17 protein-coding genes and 1 riboswitch are annotated in these 18,340 nt (G+C 26.5%); all 17 genes read left to right on the top strand.

Annotated elements, in window-relative coordinates; all coding sequences use genetic code 11:
* Window positions 1-21: 21 nt before the first annotated feature.
* The 17 genes from fliS (JJC01_18855) to fliE all read left to right on the top strand — a co-directional run bounded on the left by fliS (JJC01_18855) (window position 22) and on the right by fliE (window position 18,327).
* Entirely contained in the window at window positions 22-414 is a 393-nt protein-coding gene (gene fliS / locus JJC01_18855) for a flagellar export chaperone FliS (GenBank protein UDN58190.1), read from the top strand.
* Window positions 415-417: 3 nt separating this feature from the next.
* A complete protein-coding gene (gene fliS / locus JJC01_18850) occupies window positions 418-789 on the top strand; it encodes a flagellar export chaperone FliS (GenBank protein UDN58189.1) in 372 nt (123 codons plus the stop codon).
* A 2-nt stretch (window positions 790-791) separates the two neighbouring features.
* Window positions 792-2,309 carry a flagellar filament capping protein FliD gene (gene fliD, locus JJC01_18845; protein UDN58188.1) on the top strand — a complete coding sequence of 506 codons (1,518 nt, stop codon included), beginning with the start codon at window positions 792-794 and terminating at the stop codon, window positions 2,307-2,309.
* A gap of 2 nt (window positions 2,310-2,311) precedes the next feature.
* Entirely contained in the window at window positions 2,312-2,647 is a 336-nt protein-coding gene (fliT, locus tag JJC01_18840) for a flagellar protein FliT (protein UDN58187.1), read from the top strand.
* Window positions 2,648-2,747: 100 nt separating this feature from the next.
* Window positions 2,748-3,620, top strand: coding sequence for a flagellin (locus tag JJC01_18835; protein UDN58186.1), 873 nt, complete (start codon window positions 2,748-2,750; stop codon window positions 3,618-3,620).
* 88 nt (window positions 3,621-3,708) lie between these two features.
* Complete coding sequence (locus JJC01_18830) at window positions 3,709-5,847, top strand: glycosyltransferase (GenBank protein UDN58185.1); 2,139 nt, start codon at window positions 3,709-3,711, stop codon at window positions 5,845-5,847.
* A gap of 115 nt (window positions 5,848-5,962) precedes the next feature.
* Complete coding sequence (locus JJC01_18825) at window positions 5,963-7,036, top strand: glycosyltransferase (protein UDN58184.1); 1,074 nt, start codon at window positions 5,963-5,965, stop codon at window positions 7,034-7,036.
* Between the two features lie 25 nt (window positions 7,037-7,061).
* Complete coding sequence (locus tag JJC01_18820; protein ID UDN58183.1) at window positions 7,062-9,263, top strand: glycosyltransferase; 2,202 nt, start codon at window positions 7,062-7,064, stop codon at window positions 9,261-9,263.
* A gap of 85 nt (window positions 9,264-9,348) precedes the next feature.
* A complete protein-coding gene (locus tag JJC01_18815) occupies window positions 9,349-11,772 on the top strand; it encodes a glycosyltransferase (protein UDN58182.1) in 2,424 nt (807 codons plus the stop codon).
* Between the two features lie 78 nt (window positions 11,773-11,850).
* Window positions 11,851-12,768: an NAD-dependent epimerase/dehydratase family protein gene (locus tag JJC01_18810; GenBank protein UDN58181.1), complete on the top strand. Its 918-nt coding sequence runs from the start codon at window positions 11,851-11,853 to the stop codon at window positions 12,766-12,768.
* A gap of 11 nt (window positions 12,769-12,779) precedes the next feature.
* Window positions 12,780-13,322 (top strand): dTDP-4-dehydrorhamnose 3,5-epimerase, encoded by a 543-nt coding sequence (gene rfbC / locus JJC01_18805; GenBank protein ID UDN58180.1) that lies wholly within the window; start codon window positions 12,780-12,782, stop codon window positions 13,320-13,322.
* Window positions 13,323-13,414: 92 nt separating this feature from the next.
* Window positions 13,415-14,563, top strand: a complete 1,149-nt coding sequence (locus tag JJC01_18800) for a methyltransferase domain-containing protein (GenBank protein ID UDN58179.1) — start codon at window positions 13,415-13,417, stop codon at window positions 14,561-14,563.
* Window positions 14,564-14,663: 100 nt separating this feature from the next.
* Window positions 14,664-15,437, top strand: a complete 774-nt coding sequence (rfbF, locus tag JJC01_18795; protein ID UDN58178.1) for a glucose-1-phosphate cytidylyltransferase — start codon at window positions 14,664-14,666, stop codon at window positions 15,435-15,437.
* 28 nt (window positions 15,438-15,465) lie between these two features.
* Window positions 15,466-16,593 carry a radical SAM protein gene (locus JJC01_18790; GenBank protein ID UDN58177.1) on the top strand — a complete coding sequence of 376 codons (1,128 nt, stop codon included), beginning with the start codon at window positions 15,466-15,468 and terminating at the stop codon, window positions 16,591-16,593.
* A 181-nt stretch (window positions 16,594-16,774) separates the two neighbouring features.
* Window positions 16,775-16,864, top strand: a riboswitch (cyclic di-GMP riboswitch).
* Window positions 16,865-17,270: 406 nt separating this feature from the next.
* A complete protein-coding gene (gene flgB, locus JJC01_18785; protein UDN58176.1) occupies window positions 17,271-17,588 on the top strand; it encodes a flagellar basal body rod protein FlgB in 318 nt (105 codons plus the stop codon).
* 7 nt (window positions 17,589-17,595) lie between these two features.
* Window positions 17,596-18,000 (top strand): flagellar basal body rod protein FlgC, encoded by a 405-nt coding sequence (flgC, locus tag JJC01_18780; protein ID UDN58175.1) that lies wholly within the window; start codon window positions 17,596-17,598, stop codon window positions 17,998-18,000.
* Between the two features lie 9 nt (window positions 18,001-18,009).
* A complete protein-coding gene (fliE, locus tag JJC01_18775; GenBank protein UDN58174.1) occupies window positions 18,010-18,327 on the top strand; it encodes a flagellar hook-basal body complex protein FliE in 318 nt (105 codons plus the stop codon).
* The last annotated feature ends 13 nt before the right edge of the window (window positions 18,328-18,340 follow it).

Below are 18,340 nucleotides of genomic sequence, written 5' to 3'. Positions count from 1 at the left end.
AGTGTATGGAGGAAACAATAGATGTATGGAGAAAATCCTTATAATTCTTATAAGCAAAATTCAGTATTTATGGCATCAAAAGAACAATTGTTATTAATGCTTGTAGATGGAGCAGTAAAATATACAAAGATAGCTAGATTATCTATTATAGATAAGAATATGCAAAGAGCACATAAAGAGCTTATAAGAGTACAAGATATATTTACAGAATTGATGGTCACATTGGATCAAAATGCAGGTCAATGGGCAAAAGATATGTATAGAGTTTATGATTTTGTGAGATATGAATTATCAAGAGCAAATATAAGAAAAGATGTACAAATAATAGATAATGTGTTACCTATAATAGAGCAAATTAAAGATACATGGCATGAAGCTGATAAAAAAAGTAAAGAAGAAAGAAATAGGGGATAAGCAATGAAATTAAATTTAGATGAATTAAATAAACTTTCTCAAGAGGAATTGTTGTTGGTACTTTTGGATGGAGCTGTAGAATCCACGAAGATATCAAAAATAGCAATCATAGATGGAGATATGCAAAAATCGCACAAAGAACTTATAAGAGTACAAGATATATTTACAGAATTAATGCTTACACTAGATCAAAATGCAGGTAAATGGGCAAAAGATATGTATAATGTCTATGATTTTATAAGATATGAATTATCAAAAGCAAATATAACAAATGATATAAAAATAATAGATGAAGTACTGCCAATAATACAACAAATTAGAACCGTGTGGTATGAAGCTAATAATAAATCAATAAATAACAGACAGGAGGAATGATTATGTCAAATATAAGTCCTATAAGAGTTACAGGTCTTTCAGGAAATTTTGATATGGAAGGGATAATAGAGGCTAGTATGACCAAAGACAAAGAAAAGGTCGACAAAGCTAAGCAAGCTCAACAAATAGTAAAATGGAAACAAGAAATATACAGAGATATTATTAAAGAATCAAAAGATATGTATGATAAATATTTTGGACTTGATTCTAAAAGCAATATAATAAGTAAAAATGCATATTCATCTTTAAATATAAAAAGTTCTGATGAGAGTGTTATAGTTGCAAGTGGATCAGCTGGTGCAAATAAAATAAACTATCAGTTTGCTGTATCACAAATGGCAGAACCAGCAAAAGTAACAATTAAGTTAAATGCAAGTACTCCTATTGTTAAACAATTTCCACCAAATGCTAGTGGTGCAAGTTCATTGACTATTGGTGATGTAAACATACCAATTTCTGAACAGGATACTACAAGTACTATTGTTAGTAAAATAAATGCTCTTTGTGAAGATAAGGATATAAGAGCTTCATATAGTGAGCTAACAGGTGAATTAATGATTTCTAGAAAGCAAACTGGAACATCATCAGAACTTAATTTAAAAGTAAGTGGTAATGATAATTTAGCTGCGCAAATTGCTAATGATAATGGCATTACATTTACAACTGATACTGCTGGTAATAAAGTTGCATCAACGCATGGGAAAAATTTAGAAGCTGATATAACTGATGAAAATGGAAGAACAGTACATATAAATAAAGAATCAAACTCGTTTGTAATAGATAATATTTCCTATAATGTTAATTCAAAGGGAACAGCTAAATTAGTTTCTGTCACTGATACCGAAGAAGCTACTAAAAATATGAAAGCATTTGTAGAGGATTATAATAAATTGATGGATAAAGTTTACGGATTAGTAACTACTAAAAAGCAAAAAGATTATCCACCTCTTACAGAAGCTCAAAAAGAAGATATGACAACTGAGGAAATAGAAAAATGGGATAAAAAAGCCAAAGAAGGTATACTTAGAAATGATGATGAATTAAGATCATTTGTTGAAGATATTCAATCTATGTTTTTTGGAGATGCAGAAAGTATTGAGACTTTAAAAAAGCTAGGTATTAATGAATCTGAGAATTATAATAAAAAAGGACAAATAGCATTTAAGGAAGATGTTTTTTCAAAGGCTATTATAGAAGATAGTGATAAAGTTTATAAAATTTTAGCTGGATATTCTTCAAATAGTGATGATAAAGGTATGCTTGAAAAACTAAAAGATATAATATATGAATATTCAGGGAGTTCAGGTTCTAAATTTGCAGAGAAGGCTGGTATAGAAAAAACAGCTTCTGCAAGTGAAAATATATATTCTAAACAAATTGCAGAGCAAGAAAAAAATATAAATAGATTGGTTGAAAAAATGAATGATAAAGAGAAAAGACTTTATGCAAAATATTCAGCTTTAGAATCTTTGTTAAATCAATATAGTTCTCAAATGAATTATTTTTCACAAGGTAACTAATAATGGGAATATTAGAAGATAAATTAGATTTATATAAAGAGATATCTCTACAGATTATAAACCTTATTGATAAAGAAGAGTATAAATACATAAGCGATAAGCTAGATGATAGACAAGAAATTATAAATAGCGTAGATGAAAAAGATAAAGAAAGTTTCATAAGTATTTATAGTGATATGAAGTTAATTGATATTGATAGTAAAATACAAAATACTTTACAAAAAAACTTATTAGAAGTTAAAAAAGAGCTACACGAATATAAGTTAACAAAACAAGTAAATACAATGTACTCTAAGTTAAATAGAGAAAAAGTAAATATTTTTAGTAAAAAAGTATAAAGTTATAGATTAACTTGTCCGATTATATAGATGAAGGATTAATATAAAAATTAAAAGTAGAAATGACAAGGATGTCAACCATACTAAGGAGGGTAAATTAATGAGAGTTAATACAAATGTAAGTGCTTTAATAGCAAATAATCAAATGGGAAGAAACGTAAGTGCTCAAAGTAAATCTATGGAGAAGTTATCTTCTGGGGTTAGAATAAAGAGAGCTGCTGATGATGCTGCTGGTCTTGCAATATCTGAAAAAATGAGAGCACAAATTAAAGGTTTAGACCAAGCTGGTAGAAACGTTCAAGATGGTATATCTGTTGTACAAACAGCAGAAGGTGCTCTAGAAGAAACTGGAAATATATTACAAAGAATGAGAACTTTATCAATACAATCTGCAAATGAAACTAACACTAATGAAGAAAGACAAAAGATAGCAGATGAGTTATCTCAATTAAAAGATGAGATTGAAAGAATTTCAAGTTCAACTGAGTTTAATGGAAAGAAATTATTAGATGGAAGTTCTTCAAACGTAAGATTACAAGTTGGAGCTAATTATGGAACAAATGTAGCTGGAACAAGTAACAATAACAATGAAATAACTGTAGAGTTAGTCAACACTTCTAATGTAATGAGTAAGGCAAATATAACAAGTACAACAATTGGCAACATGAAGACTGCTGGTTCATCAGGGACAGATGCAGCTAAACAAATGGCATCTAGTTTAGATGTAGCATTAAAAGAAGTAAATACATCAAGAGCAAAGTTAGGAGCACAACAAAATAGATTAGAATCAACTCAAAATAACTTAAATAATACTATAGAAAATGTCACAGCAGCAGAGTCAAGAATAAGAGATACAGATGTTGCTTCAGAAATGGTTACACTATCTAAAATGAATATATTGGTACAAGCATCACAATCAATGCTTGCTCAAGCTAATCAGCAACCACAAGGAGTATTACAATTATTAGGATAAAGTTTATAAATATTTTAATTATAAAGAGCAAAGCACTGCTTTGCTTTTTATAATTTTATAATAAAGGTATACTGAAAGGAAAATAATTATGTTGTTGAGTATAGTAATGATTGTCAAAAATGAAGAAAAGATATTAGTAAAGATGTTAGAATCTCTAAAAGTACTAATGGATTCAATAGATAGTGAACTTATAATAATAGATACTGGGTCAGCTGATAATACTATCAATATAGCAAAAAATTATACTAAAAATGTTTATTTTCACAAATGGGATGATGATTTTTCTAGTATGAGGAATAAGTCTATATCATATTCTAAAGGGGATTGGGTCTTTGTATTAGATGCTGATGAAATACTAACAGATTGTACAAAACTAATTGAGTTTTTTGATAGTGATTTACATAAAACTTTTAATTCAGCATCAATACAATTAAAAAATATATACTCTATAGAAAAAGATTCTTATGGATATGGATCTGTATTAAGGCTATTTAAAAATAATGGTTTTAAATTTATTGGTAAAGTTCATGAACAACCATTATATAAAGAACCTGTATTTCATAATGTAGCTCAATTTGATCACTATGGGTATATGTTTGAAGATGAAGAAGTTAGATTATATAAAGTTAAAAGAAATGAAAAACTTCTATTTCAACAATTAAGTGAAAATAATGAAAATCCATATACTAATTATCAGCTTGGTAAGAATTTTATTATATTGGAAAAGTATCAGGATGCATTATTTTATTTGGAAAAAAGTATTATTTTGTATAAAAAAATAGGATTAATGCCAGGTTATTTAATAACCAATTTGGCAAAAGTATATTTGTTTTTGGGAAAGAATAAAAAGTGTGAAAAATTATGTTTAAAATATATAGAGAAAGATTTAAATAATATAGATATATATTACTACTTAGCTCAAACCCAAGTTAGTTTAGGGAAGTATGAGTATGCTTTAGATTCATATAAAAGATATATTTACTTAATTGACAATTATGAAATGAGCACTCAAGCTAATAGTCTATTCTCAGATACAGATACTGTAAGTTTGAAAGATAGTGCAACTGTAACCCTAATAAAAATCTACTATAAGCTGGAGAAATATGATTTAGTTATAAAAGAGTTTGAAAATATTATAGATTACGAAAAAAGGAAAGATGTCTATTTTAGCTTGTTTATGTCATTGTATAAACTAAATAAATTTAGTTTAATAAATGAGTATCATGATAAGCTAAAAAAATCAGCAATTGAAAAAAATAGTTTTTATAATAGTTTAGAACTTTTTTTGAATAATATAAGAGAAGATGAAAAAAGTGATATTTATAAAATACTAAGTTCTATAAAAGGGGTATATGGAAGATTTAATAATATAAGATTATTAAATCAAATATCTTCAGATGAATGTAAAGATATTTTAAAAAAAGAAAAAAATGATATATATGCACCTATTATAAATATTGCATACTTAAATAATATAGATTTATTGGATATATTTTTGAATATGGATTACTCATGGATTGAGAGATATGTAAGATACTGTGTTATGTATGATAGAGAATTTAGTTTGAAATTATATAAGTATATTTTAAGACAAAAGAATACTTTTGAGATACATGAGGTAAAAGTATACAGAGTATTTACTAAAATAATTTTAGAAAATAACATTTTAAATGATGATAAATATAAAGAGTTGTTTTATATCTATATTATGTATTCTAGTATATATATAAAAAATATATATGCAAATTTGGACTATACAGATTTATTAACATATATGTCTAATGAAATGGATAAATTTGTTATAAAATTTAATAGTATTATGGACTATAAGGATAGCGATAAAATAATTTATTTAAGAAAGTTAAAAGAACTATTAAATGAATATCCATATTACCATAGAATTATAAAACTTATAATAAAAGATTTTGAATATGAATTGAATCAAAATATAGAACTTAATGTACTAAGAGTAAATTTTATAGATAGTATAAAGCAAGTTATAGAAAAAGGAAATATAAGTGATGCGAGAGATTTAATTGACAAGTATTTGAAGTCATTTAGAGAGGACTCTGAAATATTAAATATAAAGGGAATAATACATATAATGTCTGGAGAGTATGCAGAGGCAGATTTTTATTTGAAAAAAGCACTTTCATTAGATATAAGTAATGGTGATATTATGTATAATATAAAGTATTTAAAAGAAGTGAGTAGTTATGAAAAATAATATTTACATTATAAGTATTAAAAAATTTAATTGCACTTTCTAACTTTAATAAGGTTAATTATAAATTAATATATATAAAAATAGAAGCATATATTTTAGTGTATTTGGAGGGAATATGTATAGTTTATCTAAGATAAAAAAAATATTTTTCGTTCTTGAGCATTTAAGTGGCCAAGGAGGAGTTGAAACAGTAGTAACTAAAGTTGTGAATGAATTAGAAAAAAGAGGGTATATCGTAATAGTTTTGCTACCCAATAGAAGCGATGATTATACATGGGAACTTAATTTACATAATGTCTATTATTATAATAATTATGAAGACTGTAAGAGTATGAATGGCTTTGATTTAATATTGTCAAAAGTAAAAGGAATAAACAGAATCTTAATAGATTTAGGTAAACCAGATATAATAATAGGAACTCACATGCCAATAACTGTTTTATATTCTAGATTGACTGTTGGGTATGAAGATATAAAAGTAATTTCTTGGATGCATAGTTCCTTGGAATTGTTCGGAGATTCTTCTAAATATTTAAAGTATGCAGACATACATTGGTCTATTTCCACTAATTTAACATATGAATTAGAAAGACTAATTAACAAGAAAGATATTTATTCTATTCCAAATCCCATAGATATAAATGTAGATATGCTTGATATATCACTTGAAAATAATTTTGTGTATATCGGAAGGCTAGAAAATTATACAAAGAGATTTGACATACTATTTACTTCTCTTTCTAAATTAGGGGCTGAATGGACTTTAGATGTTTATGGAGATGGGCCAGATAAAAAATATATAGAATGTATAATAAACGAATTAAACCTTAATGATAAAGTGAAGATGAAAGGATATGTAAGAAATCCATGGAAGTATATAAATTATAAAAAAGCATTATTACTTAGTTCAGAATACGAGGCATTTCCAATGGTTATTTTAGAAGCATTAAATAGAGGGATACCAGTTGTAGCCACTGATTGTGGAGGCATAGGAGAAATTATAGAATGTGGATGCAATGGATATTTAGCAAGGGAGTGTAACTCAGAGTCACTTTATAAAGAAATTACACAATTATTAAATTTATCTTATTATGAATTATGTGAAATGCAAAAGAATGCTATAAAATCAGTTTATTGCTATTCTACAAATATTATTTTGGATAAAATGGAAGAAACCTTTGACTTATAATTAACCTGATAAGGAGTACTAGAATATGATTATAGATATAGTTTTAGCTTATGCAAATGGAAGAGGTGGATTGGAAGAAGTTATAACATCTATCAGCAATGAGTTAATAAATAAGGGATATAGAGTAAGAGTGTTTCAAGCTTATGAACCCAAATATATAGAATGGAAAAAGACTATACCAGAAATGTATATTTATGGTATTAATAACAATATAGAAGAAGATGATGAATTTAGTTTAGCATTAGGGTATAGACGTATAATTGATAGTATAGGAATTCCTGATGTTATAATTGCAACTCATGCTCCAGTATTAAGTTTAATAAGTAATATAGCAGTAATGCATTTGGGAGATAGTAAACCATCTATTATATCTTGGATTCATGGGGCACCAGAATATTATGGTGGAGGAGAAAATCTTAATTATAGTAATGCTCATCTTGCCATTTCTGAATACATAGAAGAGAAAATAAAAAATTATGTTACAGGTCAAGTGTATTATGTAGGAAATCCAGTTAATATAGATACTTTTAATGTAATTAGCTCAAATAAAGAAAAATTAGAATTAGTGTATATAGGTAGGCTTGAAAATAATCAAAAAAGAATTGATATATTATTTAGGGCTCTTTCATTGTTAGACAAGTCATGGACGCTGAAAATTATAGGAAATGGACCAGATGAAAAGAAATTGAAACAGTTATGCAAAGATTTAAATATAGATGATTGTATAGAATGGTGCGGATGGTTAGATAAGCCTTGGGATTATATAGACTCAGTGACAGCATTGGTTTTAACATCAAATGAAGAAGGGTTTGGTTTAGTCTTAGTAGAGGCATTGGGAAGAGGCATACCTGTAATTTCTAGTAAATGTGATGGTCCAAAAGATATAATTAAAGATGGAATTAATGGATGGTTATTTGATAAAGATAATTATAGTGAACTATATAGTATATTGAATGACTTACAACAAGGAAGAATAAAGATACCATCAAAGGATGTATGTGTAAATTCAGTTAATAAGTTCAAAGTAAAAAATGTTGTTGATAAGTTTGAAAGTATTGTTCTAAAATTCTCTGATAAAAAAGGTGTAATAATGAAAAAAATAAAAAGTTTATTACATGAGGATAATATAGAACATGCACTTGAAGTTATTCAGTATTATGATGATAGATTTAAAAATGATATAGAATTTATAAATTTGAAATCAATTTTAGCTATTAAGATGAAAGAGTACGATATAGCAATAAGCAATTTGGAATATGCATTACAGATTTCTGATGAAGAAAGTTTAGATATATACTATAACTTAGTATATGTATATGAACAAGTTAATAGAATTGATAATGCTATAAAAATATATGAAAAAATCATACATCTTTCAAGTAATAGAGAAAAAGATGAATTGATAAATAAAATAAATCTATTATTAGAAAAAAATAATAATTCTGATGATGTTTTTATTGAAAGTGAACAATATCATCATTCATTAATTTCAGTAATAATACCAACTTACAATAGAGAACAAACAATTTATCGTTCTGTAAATAGTGTTTTGAATCAGACATATAAAAATATAGAAGTAATTATAGTTGATGATAATTCTTCGGACAATACACAAAAAATAATAGAATATATAGATGATAAAAGGATAAGATACATAAAACATAATAAAAATTTAGGCGCCAATATAGCTAGGAACACAGGTATTTCAAATAGTATGGGTAAATATATTGCATTCCAGGATAGTGATGACGAATGGATGCTGGATAAACTTGAAACACAAATTAAGTATCTAGAGAACTTAGGTGTGGATATAATAGGATGTTCTTCCTATATTGATAATAATGAGTTATCAGGCGTATTTCCTGGAAGAGATATAAATAAAGACATGATGTTATATGAACTTATGTGTGGTAATTTTATTGGCACATCTACAATATTTGGAAGAAGAGAGTGTTTTGAAAGACAAAAATTTGATGAACATTTGCCTAGATTTCAAGATTGGGATTTAATGATAAGAATGGCTATAAATTATAAAGTGTCATTTGTAGATAAAATTTTAGTTAAAACATATGTTCAAAATGACAGCATTTCAAAACAACCTCAAAAAGCTATACAAGCATTTATAATAATGACTAATAAATATGAGTATATAATAAAGGAAGATAAAAATATACTTTACAATTGGTATAGATTATTACTTTATCATTCCTTAGAGACATTACTTTAAATAGAATCTCTAAAAATATACATCTAATTTGGGAGATATAATAAAAATACTTGATTAAATTATAATGTTAGGAGAATTAAACTATATGGTTATAGATATAGTAATAGGAGAATTATCTAAAAATGATATTTTTAATGATATTGTAAAACAAATTAATAGAGATTTAAAAACAAGTGGTAATAATATTCGTATTTTACAAGTTTGTGATAATACAAGTTTGAGTTGTAAGGAAGAGTTTTTAGAAGCTGAGCATTATTTATTAAATAGCAAGCTTGATTTAATTAGAGAGTATAAAAACATAATAAATAGTATTGGGTTTGCAGATATTTTGTTCATAGTAAAAGACGAAAATTTAAAGGTGTTATCAAAACTACTAATTTCAGAGTTAGAAATAAAAAAAACTATAATTGTTTCTATATTTGAGAGGAGTCTTCAAAGTTATGATTATAATAGTACTTTGGAAGAAAAAATAAATAACTTTACATATGAGTATGGAGAAAATGAATTAACTATAAATATTATAAATAAATCAAAAATAGATATCGAAAATTTTATGCTTGACATTAGAAATATGTTAATAAAATATTCTAAGAGTGATGTAGATGTACTAAGTAGTATAGAGGAATTAATAGAAAATAATTCGCTGGAAGAAGCATTAGATTTACTATATTATTATAATGATAGATTTTGTAATAATATAGAGTTTATTAATATGAAGTCTATACTGGCTATGCAAATGAATGAATACAATATAGCTATAAATTTATTAGAATATGCAAAATCAATGGTAAAAGAAGATAATATAGACATATATTATAATTTAGCATATGCATATTATAAAAATCATGATTGGGACAAATCAATTGATGAGTACAATCATCTTTTGGACATTATTGATAGAGATGAAGAGTCACATATAAAAGATTTAATAACTGAAGTATATAATTCCAGAAATATAGAATTTGAAAAAAGCTATAAAAAAGATAACATATTTATTGAAGATAAATATGGAAAAGTAATATTGGATGATAATTTTCATAAAAAACTACCAAAAAAATTAGAAGATTTTGATAGTATGTATGAAGTTAGAGAAAATATAAACAAATTAAAGGAAGGAGATAACCCACTAGTAAGTATATGGGTATTGGGATATAATAATCTAGAAAAATATACTAAAAGATGTGTTGAAAGCATTTTGAAATATACTAATGATATAGATTATGAACTAATATTGTTTGATAATGGTTCTAGCGATGGAACATATGAATATTTTAAGTCAATAAATTATCCTAGAAAAAAAATAATTAAGGTCATTAAGAATTTTGGAGTTGGATATTCTTTTTCAACAGCATTTAGAGAGATGAATGGCAGATATATTGTTTTTGTGTGTAATGATGTAGTTGTCACAACAAATTGGCTTTCAAATATGATAAAATGTGCAGAATCGGATTCTAAAATAGGAATAGTTCATCCTGCTTGTAATCATGCACCTTTAGAGTATAAAATGGAAGTAGAGTATAAAGACTTGGATGATATGCAAAGTAAAGCAGAGTTATATAATATTTCTAATCCTAGGAAATGGTATGAAATATTTGATTTATATACAGTAGCAACATTATTTAAAAGAGAATGCTTGGATATTATTGGTATATATGATTATGGATATGTTCATCACACATCAGATGTTGATATTTCATTTAGGGCAAGAAGAGGTGGTTATAAAGTAATTGCTTGCACAGATACATTTGTATGCAATATTGGGGAAAAAGCAGATAAAGGTAGTGATTTTGATAATATATCTAGAATAAAAGGTCCAAAGTTTTTTAAGGAGAAATATCACATTGATATAGTAGATGCTATTAGCTTTGATTATGCAATGGTTTCAATGGTTAAATCAGATACAATAGTCAATAAAAAATATAGTGTTTTAGGGATAGATACGAGTTGTGGAGTAACTATATTACAAATAAAGAATAAATTATTGGAAAAAGGAGCTTCTAATGTAAGTCTAGCAGCTTTTTCAGAAGAGGCGAAGTATTGGCTAGATTTAAAAACTATATGTGAAAATGTAGTTGTTGATCGTATAGAATATTTTCATAAACACTATAGACGTAAAAATTTTGATTATATTGTAGTAGGAAAAGTATTAAACTCATACAAAGATATGTATGACTTGCTTAATAACCTGTATGAAGTATTAAATGATAAAGGAACGATTATTCTGAAGTTAAAGAATAATTGTGATATAAATGAATTTTTAAGAATTAAAAATGTCATTTCTAACTCATGGAATGAGGATATGAAAAATATTAATATAGAAATATTTAATAATAAATTAAATAATTGTGGTCTGTATATAGAAAGTATAAACTTTAACTCATATAATTTTAATAATGATATAGAAGAAAAAGTTAAAGAATTACTAGATGACAGTAATATCTCAACAGACCAAAGAGATAAACTATATATTAGTGAATATATATTAAAGATAAAAAAGATATCTAAATAAAATAATATTAAATAAAAATTTATACTTTATTTAACTTATTATTGATATTAATAAATTTGAAAAAGGATATAGTCAGTTATGAGCAACGAATTGAAGAAAATTTTTTTGACAGGTGCTAGTGGATATATTGGGTCCTGTCTAGCAAAAAAACTATATGAATTAGGGTATGATGTTCATGTTATAGTAAGAGTAGATTCTGATCTAAATTTGATAGATGAATTTAACGATTATATAAATATATATAGATTCAAGGGAGGAATATCCAATTTATCTGAAATTATAAATAATATAAAACCGGATATAGTTATACATCTAGCATCATTATTCTTAGGTGAGCACTTACCTTCACAATTAGATGAAATTATAAATAGTAATATTCTATTTTCCACTCAAGTATTGGATGTAGCTTCAAAAGCAAATGTGAAGTATTTTATAAACACAGGAACACACTGGCAAAATTATAATGGGGAAAATTATAATCCTGTAAATTTATATGCAGCAACTAAAGAAGCCTTTCAAGATATATGCAAGTATTATGCTGAGGCAACGAACATGAGTATTATAACAATAAAATTGATTGACACATATGGACCTTATGATCCAAGACCTAAAATTATGAATTTACTAAAGGATATATACTTCAATAACAAAACACTAGATATGTCTAATGGAGAGCAAGAATTGGGTTTACTTTACATAGAAGATGTTATAAAAGCATATCTAATTGCAATGGAAAAAATACAAAAGATGAGTCCCAAAGAATGTAGAACTTTTTTTGCACTACCAAAAGAGATATATTCATTAAGAGAAGTTGTGGACATATTTCAGTGTGTTGTGGGTGAAAAATTGGATATAAATTGGGGAAAAAGACCATATAGAAAACGAGAGATGATGAAAGTTCATATTAATGATGAAAATATTTTAGAAAATGAAGATATAATAGGATTATATGAAGGAATAAAGAGTATGTTAGAAGTAGAAAGAACTGATTATTAGGAGGTTTAATTATGTATAACATCATAAAAACTAAACTAAAGGATTGTGTTGAAATAGTACCAAATATATTTGAAGATAGTAGGGGGATAACAATAAAACCATATCATTATCCAACTTTTAAAAAACTAGGGATAGATGAATTCTTTAATGAAGATTTATTTGTAACATCCAAGAAAGGTACTATAAGAGGGTTACACTTTCAAAAAGAACCTTTTGTACAGAGCAAACTTATCTATTGTGTTTCAGGAAGTATCTTAGATGTAGCAGTTGATATCAGAAAAGATTCTCCTACCTATGGTGAACATGTTTGTTTTAATATAGATTCTAGAAAAAGAAATATAGCATATATACCTAATGGGTTTGCTCATGGATATCAAGCTCTAGAAGAGAATACAATAGTTATTTATAAATTATCATCTCCGTATTCTCCAAATAATGAAGGTGGAATAAAATGGGACTCTATGGATATAAATTGGAATAAAATTAGTCCAATTATATCCAGCAAAGATAATGAACTTCAAACATTTGATGAATATATTGCATTATCCAATTAATGAGTAATGTAATTTTATATGAATATGAAAAATAAGTATAAATAAGTATAATAATCTAGGTAGTATACAAAACTTTAGTGGGGTAAATTGTTATGAGATGTCCTATATGTGGATCAGAAAATATTAATATTTTTCTTAGTAGAAAAAATGTTCCTATACATCAAAATTTTATATTTAGTAACAGAGAAGTTGCTATAAATGATGTAAAGGGTGATTTAATAGTAGGTTTATGTAGTCATTGTGAGTTTATTTTTAATACTAGTTTTGACACAAGTAAAATACAATATGATGATTTTTATGATAATACACAGAATCATTCATTTAGATTTCAAAGTCATATTAATGAAATAATATCATATTTAATTAAAGAATATAATTTAAGTAAAAAAGTCGTTGTAGAAGTTGGATGTGGGAAAGGAGAGTTTCTCAAAACTTTCATACAAAGGTCCAAAGGAAAAGGATATGGATTTGACCCAAGTTATGTAGGAGAAACTGTCATGTTAGATGGAAGCTTACTATTTGAAAAAAAATACTATGATGATACATGTACAGATATATCTGCAGATTGCGTTTTTATAAGACATGTCATAGAGCATATGCAAAACCCTAAAGATATAATGAAATCAATAAAGAAGGCGCTAGTAAACTCTCCAAACTCTATACTTTATATTGAAACACCATGTGTAGAGTGGATACTAAAGAATAATATAATGTATGACTTTTTTTATGAGCATTGCTCATATTTTAATAAAAAGTCACTAAATTTGTTATTACAGGAATGTGGATTTGATATATTAGAGATAAACCATACCTTTAAAGGACAATATTTATATGCTATATGCAAGGTAAATGGCGAGAATATAAAAAAAAGTATTTTAAATATAGTTATTGATTATGCTGAAAATATAAGAATACAGGCAGAAAGATGGAAACATTACTTAGAATCAGAAAAGAGTAAGATAGCAATATGGGGTGCAGGAGCTAAGGGAGTTACATTTTTGAATAATATAGATCCACAACATAAATTTATTGATTGTGTGATTGATATAAATGAAAATAAACAAAATAAATTTATACCAGGAACTGGACATGAGATAGTTTCTTTTAAAGATATATGTATGAGAGGAATCGATAAGATTATAGTAATGAATTGGAACTATGAGGATGAAATAAAGGATTTGTTGGACAAACATAAGATTAAAGTAAGTCTAATAAATGGAGAACAAAAATACAAGTTTTAACATTATCATAGAGAAATTCTACTTATCTATGATATCTATCTTTGATAAAAAATTCTATTCTTAAATTTTTATATACTATAATTAAGTGAGGCATTTTAATATGAAAGTAGTGATTTTAGCAGGAGGATATGGAAGTAGACTTGGAGATATTACTAGTATAGTTCCCAAGCCTATGGTTGAAATAGGAGGGAAGCCAATATTATGGCATATAATGAAAATATATTCTTATTATGGAGTAAAAGAATTTATCATATGCCTTGGATACAAAGCAAATGTTATAAAAGATTATTTTCTGCATTACGATAGTAAAAATAATGATTTTACGATTAATATAGGAAGTAATTCAATAGAATTTCATAATAATCATGATGAAAGTGAATGGAAAGTAACATTAGTTGATACAGGTATAGAGTCTCAAAAAGGAGCGCGATTAAAGAAAATAGAGAAATATCTTGAAGAAGATATAAATTTATTAACATATGGAGACGGATTAGCAAATATAAATATAAATAAATTAATACACTTTCATAATAAAGTTGGTAAGTTACTTACAATATCTGGTGTAAGACCTCCTGCTAGATTTGGAGAACTTATTGCAGATGGTGAGGTACTTAAATCATTTGAAGAAAAATCACAAACATCAAAGGGGTTAATAAATGGTGGGTATATGGTATTTAATAAAAAACTATTAAGATATCTCACAGAAGATAATGAGTGTGATTTGGAATATGGTCTATTTGAAAATCTAGCTAAAAAAGGAGAAATAGCAGTATATAAGCATGAAGGTTTATGGGCATGTATGGACAATGAAAGAGATATGAACAATCTTAATTCTCTTTGGAAAGAAAATAAAGCTTTTTGGAAAATATGGTAAAATACATAGAAATAAGAGGGATATCAATATGAGTATATTGAGAGCTAAAACAATTGATTTAAAACAAACTAACTCTTTGACAGAGTTACAACAAAAGAATAGCAATTTGAATGAAAGTGAGTCATATAATCAGACTATCATTCTAGAAGCGAAACCCAGAAGATTAGTATTTGAACTTACGAATGCTTGCAATTTAAATTGCATTATGTGTGGAAGAAATTCAGCAGAATTCAAAGCAACAATTTTTGATTTTAAATGGACTGAAAAATTTGAGAATATATTAAATGAAGTAGAAGAAGTAACCTTAATGGGCTGGGGAGAACCAACAGTACATCCAAATTTTGTTGATTTCTTATATTGGGCAAAAAAAAATGGTCTTAGAAAATATTTTTGTACAAACGGTATGAAATTGGATAAATTATTTGATGATATCTTCAATACAGAAACTGACATTATAGCTATAAGTTTAGATGGGGCATCTAAAGAGATTAATGATAATATAAGATCAGGAGCTGATTTTAATCATATCATAAAAAACATTAAACATATAGCAGATGAAAAGAGTAAAAGAGGTATAAATTGGCCATATATGAATTTTGTTTTCACAGCAATGAAGTCTAATTTGTATGAGATACCAAAAATGGTTAGATTAGCTGAAAAAATAGGTTTACAAGAGCTTAAGGTAGTGTATCTAACTGTATTTGATGAAAATATGCATGATGAAAGTTTATATGATTGCCAAGATGAGGTTAAAAAAGTATTTGAGGAAGCAGAGGTTTTAGCAGATGAGTTAAATATTATTCTTAAGTTACCTCATATACAAGGTGAAGATAGTGCATGTGAAAAACTACATAAGGATTGTTTTACAGCATGGAGAGACTTTTTTTTAGGGTCAGATGGATTTGTACGTTCATGTATGTCTACACCTATAAAGTTGTTTCATATTGACAAATATAAAACTTTTGAAGAAATGTGGAATTCTTTGGAATATAAAAAGTTTAGAAAAAATATTAATACTGTAAATATGAATGATTCATGTAAGGTGTGCTATCAATCTTCATTTGCTAATTGGAATAAAAAGTCTTCTTTCATACAAATAGGAAATAAGTTTTCTCCTGAATGGGATAAAGAAGAATCTCATCTAGTTACATTATAGATATTTATATAAAAAATAAAAACAGCTTAGAATGAATATTTTAAGCTGTTTTATTTTTTGTAATAACAAATTCTTAATTTATGCTGGATATTTAGCTATAAATATCGAATATTAATTGAAATATTAAAAATATAAGTAAAAAATGTTTAAAAAAATTGTTATTTATTGTATACTTAAGTTAAAACTAAATAGGCAAAACTAGAGAAATCTAGCGACGCAAAGCTATAGGGGCTAAGGTTTGTATAACAAACTATGCTAGCCAGTTGCCAAAAAGAGTCCTAAGTATACTGTATGCGTAGGATTAGTCGAATTGACTGCCTTTTTGGCGGTCATTTTATTATGAAAATATTACTTTATTACAGTAGAAAGTATATATAATAACAAATTTTACCGATTTATAATTTAAAATAAAGATAAAGCGTATAAAAAAGTGACTATTTTACAAAAAAAGGCAACTTTGCGTAGAAAAAATTAAATATATATTAAATTTTTTTTTTATTTTCACTGGAGTTTACTGAGAAAAAATTTGTTTTCTTACTAAAATGATACATTATTATATTAATGTAATAGAAATGTAATTAATTTGAATAAATAAAGAAGTCATTTTTTTGTAATATAGCAACTCTGTTTTTAATTAATAAATAGAGTAGATGAAAATATTTTAAGGAGGAGTGAGTATGAATACATATGACATTATAAAAATGGGATTAGATGCAACTAATTTAAGAAGTCAGACAATAGCAAATAATATAGCAAATATAAATACTGAGGGCTATAAGAAACACTATGTAACTTTTGAAGAAACATTAAATGATGCCATGCCTAAAATAGAAGAAAAAACAGACAATTCCAAGGGATTAAGAGTGGATGGTAATAATGTAGATATAGAAGAAGAAAAGGTAAATCAAGCAATGACAACGTTACAATACAATGCTTTGATAGGTTTTGCAAATGGTAAAATAGCAATGACTAAATCAATAATAAGTGGGAGGTAATTAGAAGATGAGTGTGTTCAGTGGAATGGAGATCTCTGCTAGTGGTTTAACAGCAGAAAGCTTGAAAATGGATATCATATCATCTAATGTAGCTAACATAAACGCTACAAGAGGTCCAAATGGAGAAGCATACAGAAGAAAAATTGTTTCCTTTGAAGAAAACTATGATAACAAATTAGGTATGCTAGGAGTAAAAGTCACATCTGTTGAAGATGATAAATCACCTCTTAAAGAAGTATATGACCCATCTCATCCAGATGCAAAGCCAAATGGATACGTAGAATATCCAAATGTAAATATATTGGTTGAAATGACAGATTTAATAACAGCTTCACGAGCATATGAGTCTAATATAGATACATTAAATGCTCAGAAGTCTATGATAGCAAAAGCACTGGAAATAGGAAAGTAGGGATAAATTATGCCAATTACACAAATTAACAATTTAATGCAAGGTGCAAAGTTAGATAATTTAATTGGAGAAACAAAACCATTAAATTTTAATAATAAAGAAGAAAAAAAGAATTTCGAAGATGTAATAATGGATACTATAGATAAAGTCAATTTTCAGCAAGTTACAGCAGATAATATGAAAGAAAAATTTATAAAAGGCGAAGATGTTTCTATGCATGAAGTTATGTTAAAAGGTCAAGAAGCACAACTATCTATGCAATATTTAATAGAAGTTAGAAATAAGATTCATGATGCATATCAAGAAATGAATAAAGTACAAATTTAGCCTTTTGAACAGG

It is taken from the genome of Clostridioides sp. ES-S-0010-02 (genome assembly GCA_020641055.1).
In the GTDB taxonomy this organism is placed as follows: domain Bacteria; phylum Bacillota; class Clostridia; order Peptostreptococcales; family Peptostreptococcaceae; genus Clostridioides.
The sequence above is the reverse complement of the archived record's forward strand: the minus strand, read 5'-3'. Positions and strand labels throughout refer to the sequence as shown.

Coding starts and splice junctions, on each gene's coding strand:
- fliS (UDN58190.1), top strand. CDS start 22: ATGTATGGAGAAAATCCTTATAATTCTTATAAGCAAAATTCAGTATTT.
- fliS (UDN58189.1), top strand. CDS start 418: ATGAAATTAAATTTAGATGAATTAAATAAACTTTCTCAAGAGGAATTG.
- fliD (UDN58188.1), top strand. CDS start 792: ATGTCAAATATAAGTCCTATAAGAGTTACAGGTCTTTCAGGAAATTTT.
- fliT (UDN58187.1), top strand. CDS start 2,312: ATGGGAATATTAGAAGATAAATTAGATTTATATAAAGAGATATCTCTA.
- JJC01_18835 (UDN58186.1), top strand. CDS start 2,748: ATGAGAGTTAATACAAATGTAAGTGCTTTAATAGCAAATAATCAAATG.
- JJC01_18830 (UDN58185.1), top strand. CDS start 3,709: ATGTTGTTGAGTATAGTAATGATTGTCAAAAATGAAGAAAAGATATTA.
- JJC01_18825 (UDN58184.1), top strand. CDS start 5,963: ATGTATAGTTTATCTAAGATAAAAAAAATATTTTTCGTTCTTGAGCAT.
- JJC01_18820 (UDN58183.1), top strand. CDS start 7,062: ATGATTATAGATATAGTTTTAGCTTATGCAAATGGAAGAGGTGGATTG.
- JJC01_18815 (UDN58182.1), top strand. CDS start 9,349: ATGGTTATAGATATAGTAATAGGAGAATTATCTAAAAATGATATTTTT.
- JJC01_18810 (UDN58181.1), top strand. CDS start 11,851: ATGAGCAACGAATTGAAGAAAATTTTTTTGACAGGTGCTAGTGGATAT.
- rfbC (UDN58180.1), top strand. CDS start 12,780: ATGTATAACATCATAAAAACTAAACTAAAGGATTGTGTTGAAATAGTA.
- JJC01_18800 (UDN58179.1), top strand. CDS start 13,415: ATGAGATGTCCTATATGTGGATCAGAAAATATTAATATTTTTCTTAGT.
- rfbF (UDN58178.1), top strand. CDS start 14,664: ATGAAAGTAGTGATTTTAGCAGGAGGATATGGAAGTAGACTTGGAGAT.
- JJC01_18790 (UDN58177.1), top strand. CDS start 15,466: ATGAGTATATTGAGAGCTAAAACAATTGATTTAAAACAAACTAACTCT.
- flgB (UDN58176.1), top strand. CDS start 17,271: ATGAATACATATGACATTATAAAAATGGGATTAGATGCAACTAATTTA.
- flgC (UDN58175.1), top strand. CDS start 17,596: ATGAGTGTGTTCAGTGGAATGGAGATCTCTGCTAGTGGTTTAACAGCA.
- fliE (UDN58174.1), top strand. CDS start 18,010: ATGCCAATTACACAAATTAACAATTTAATGCAAGGTGCAAAGTTAGAT.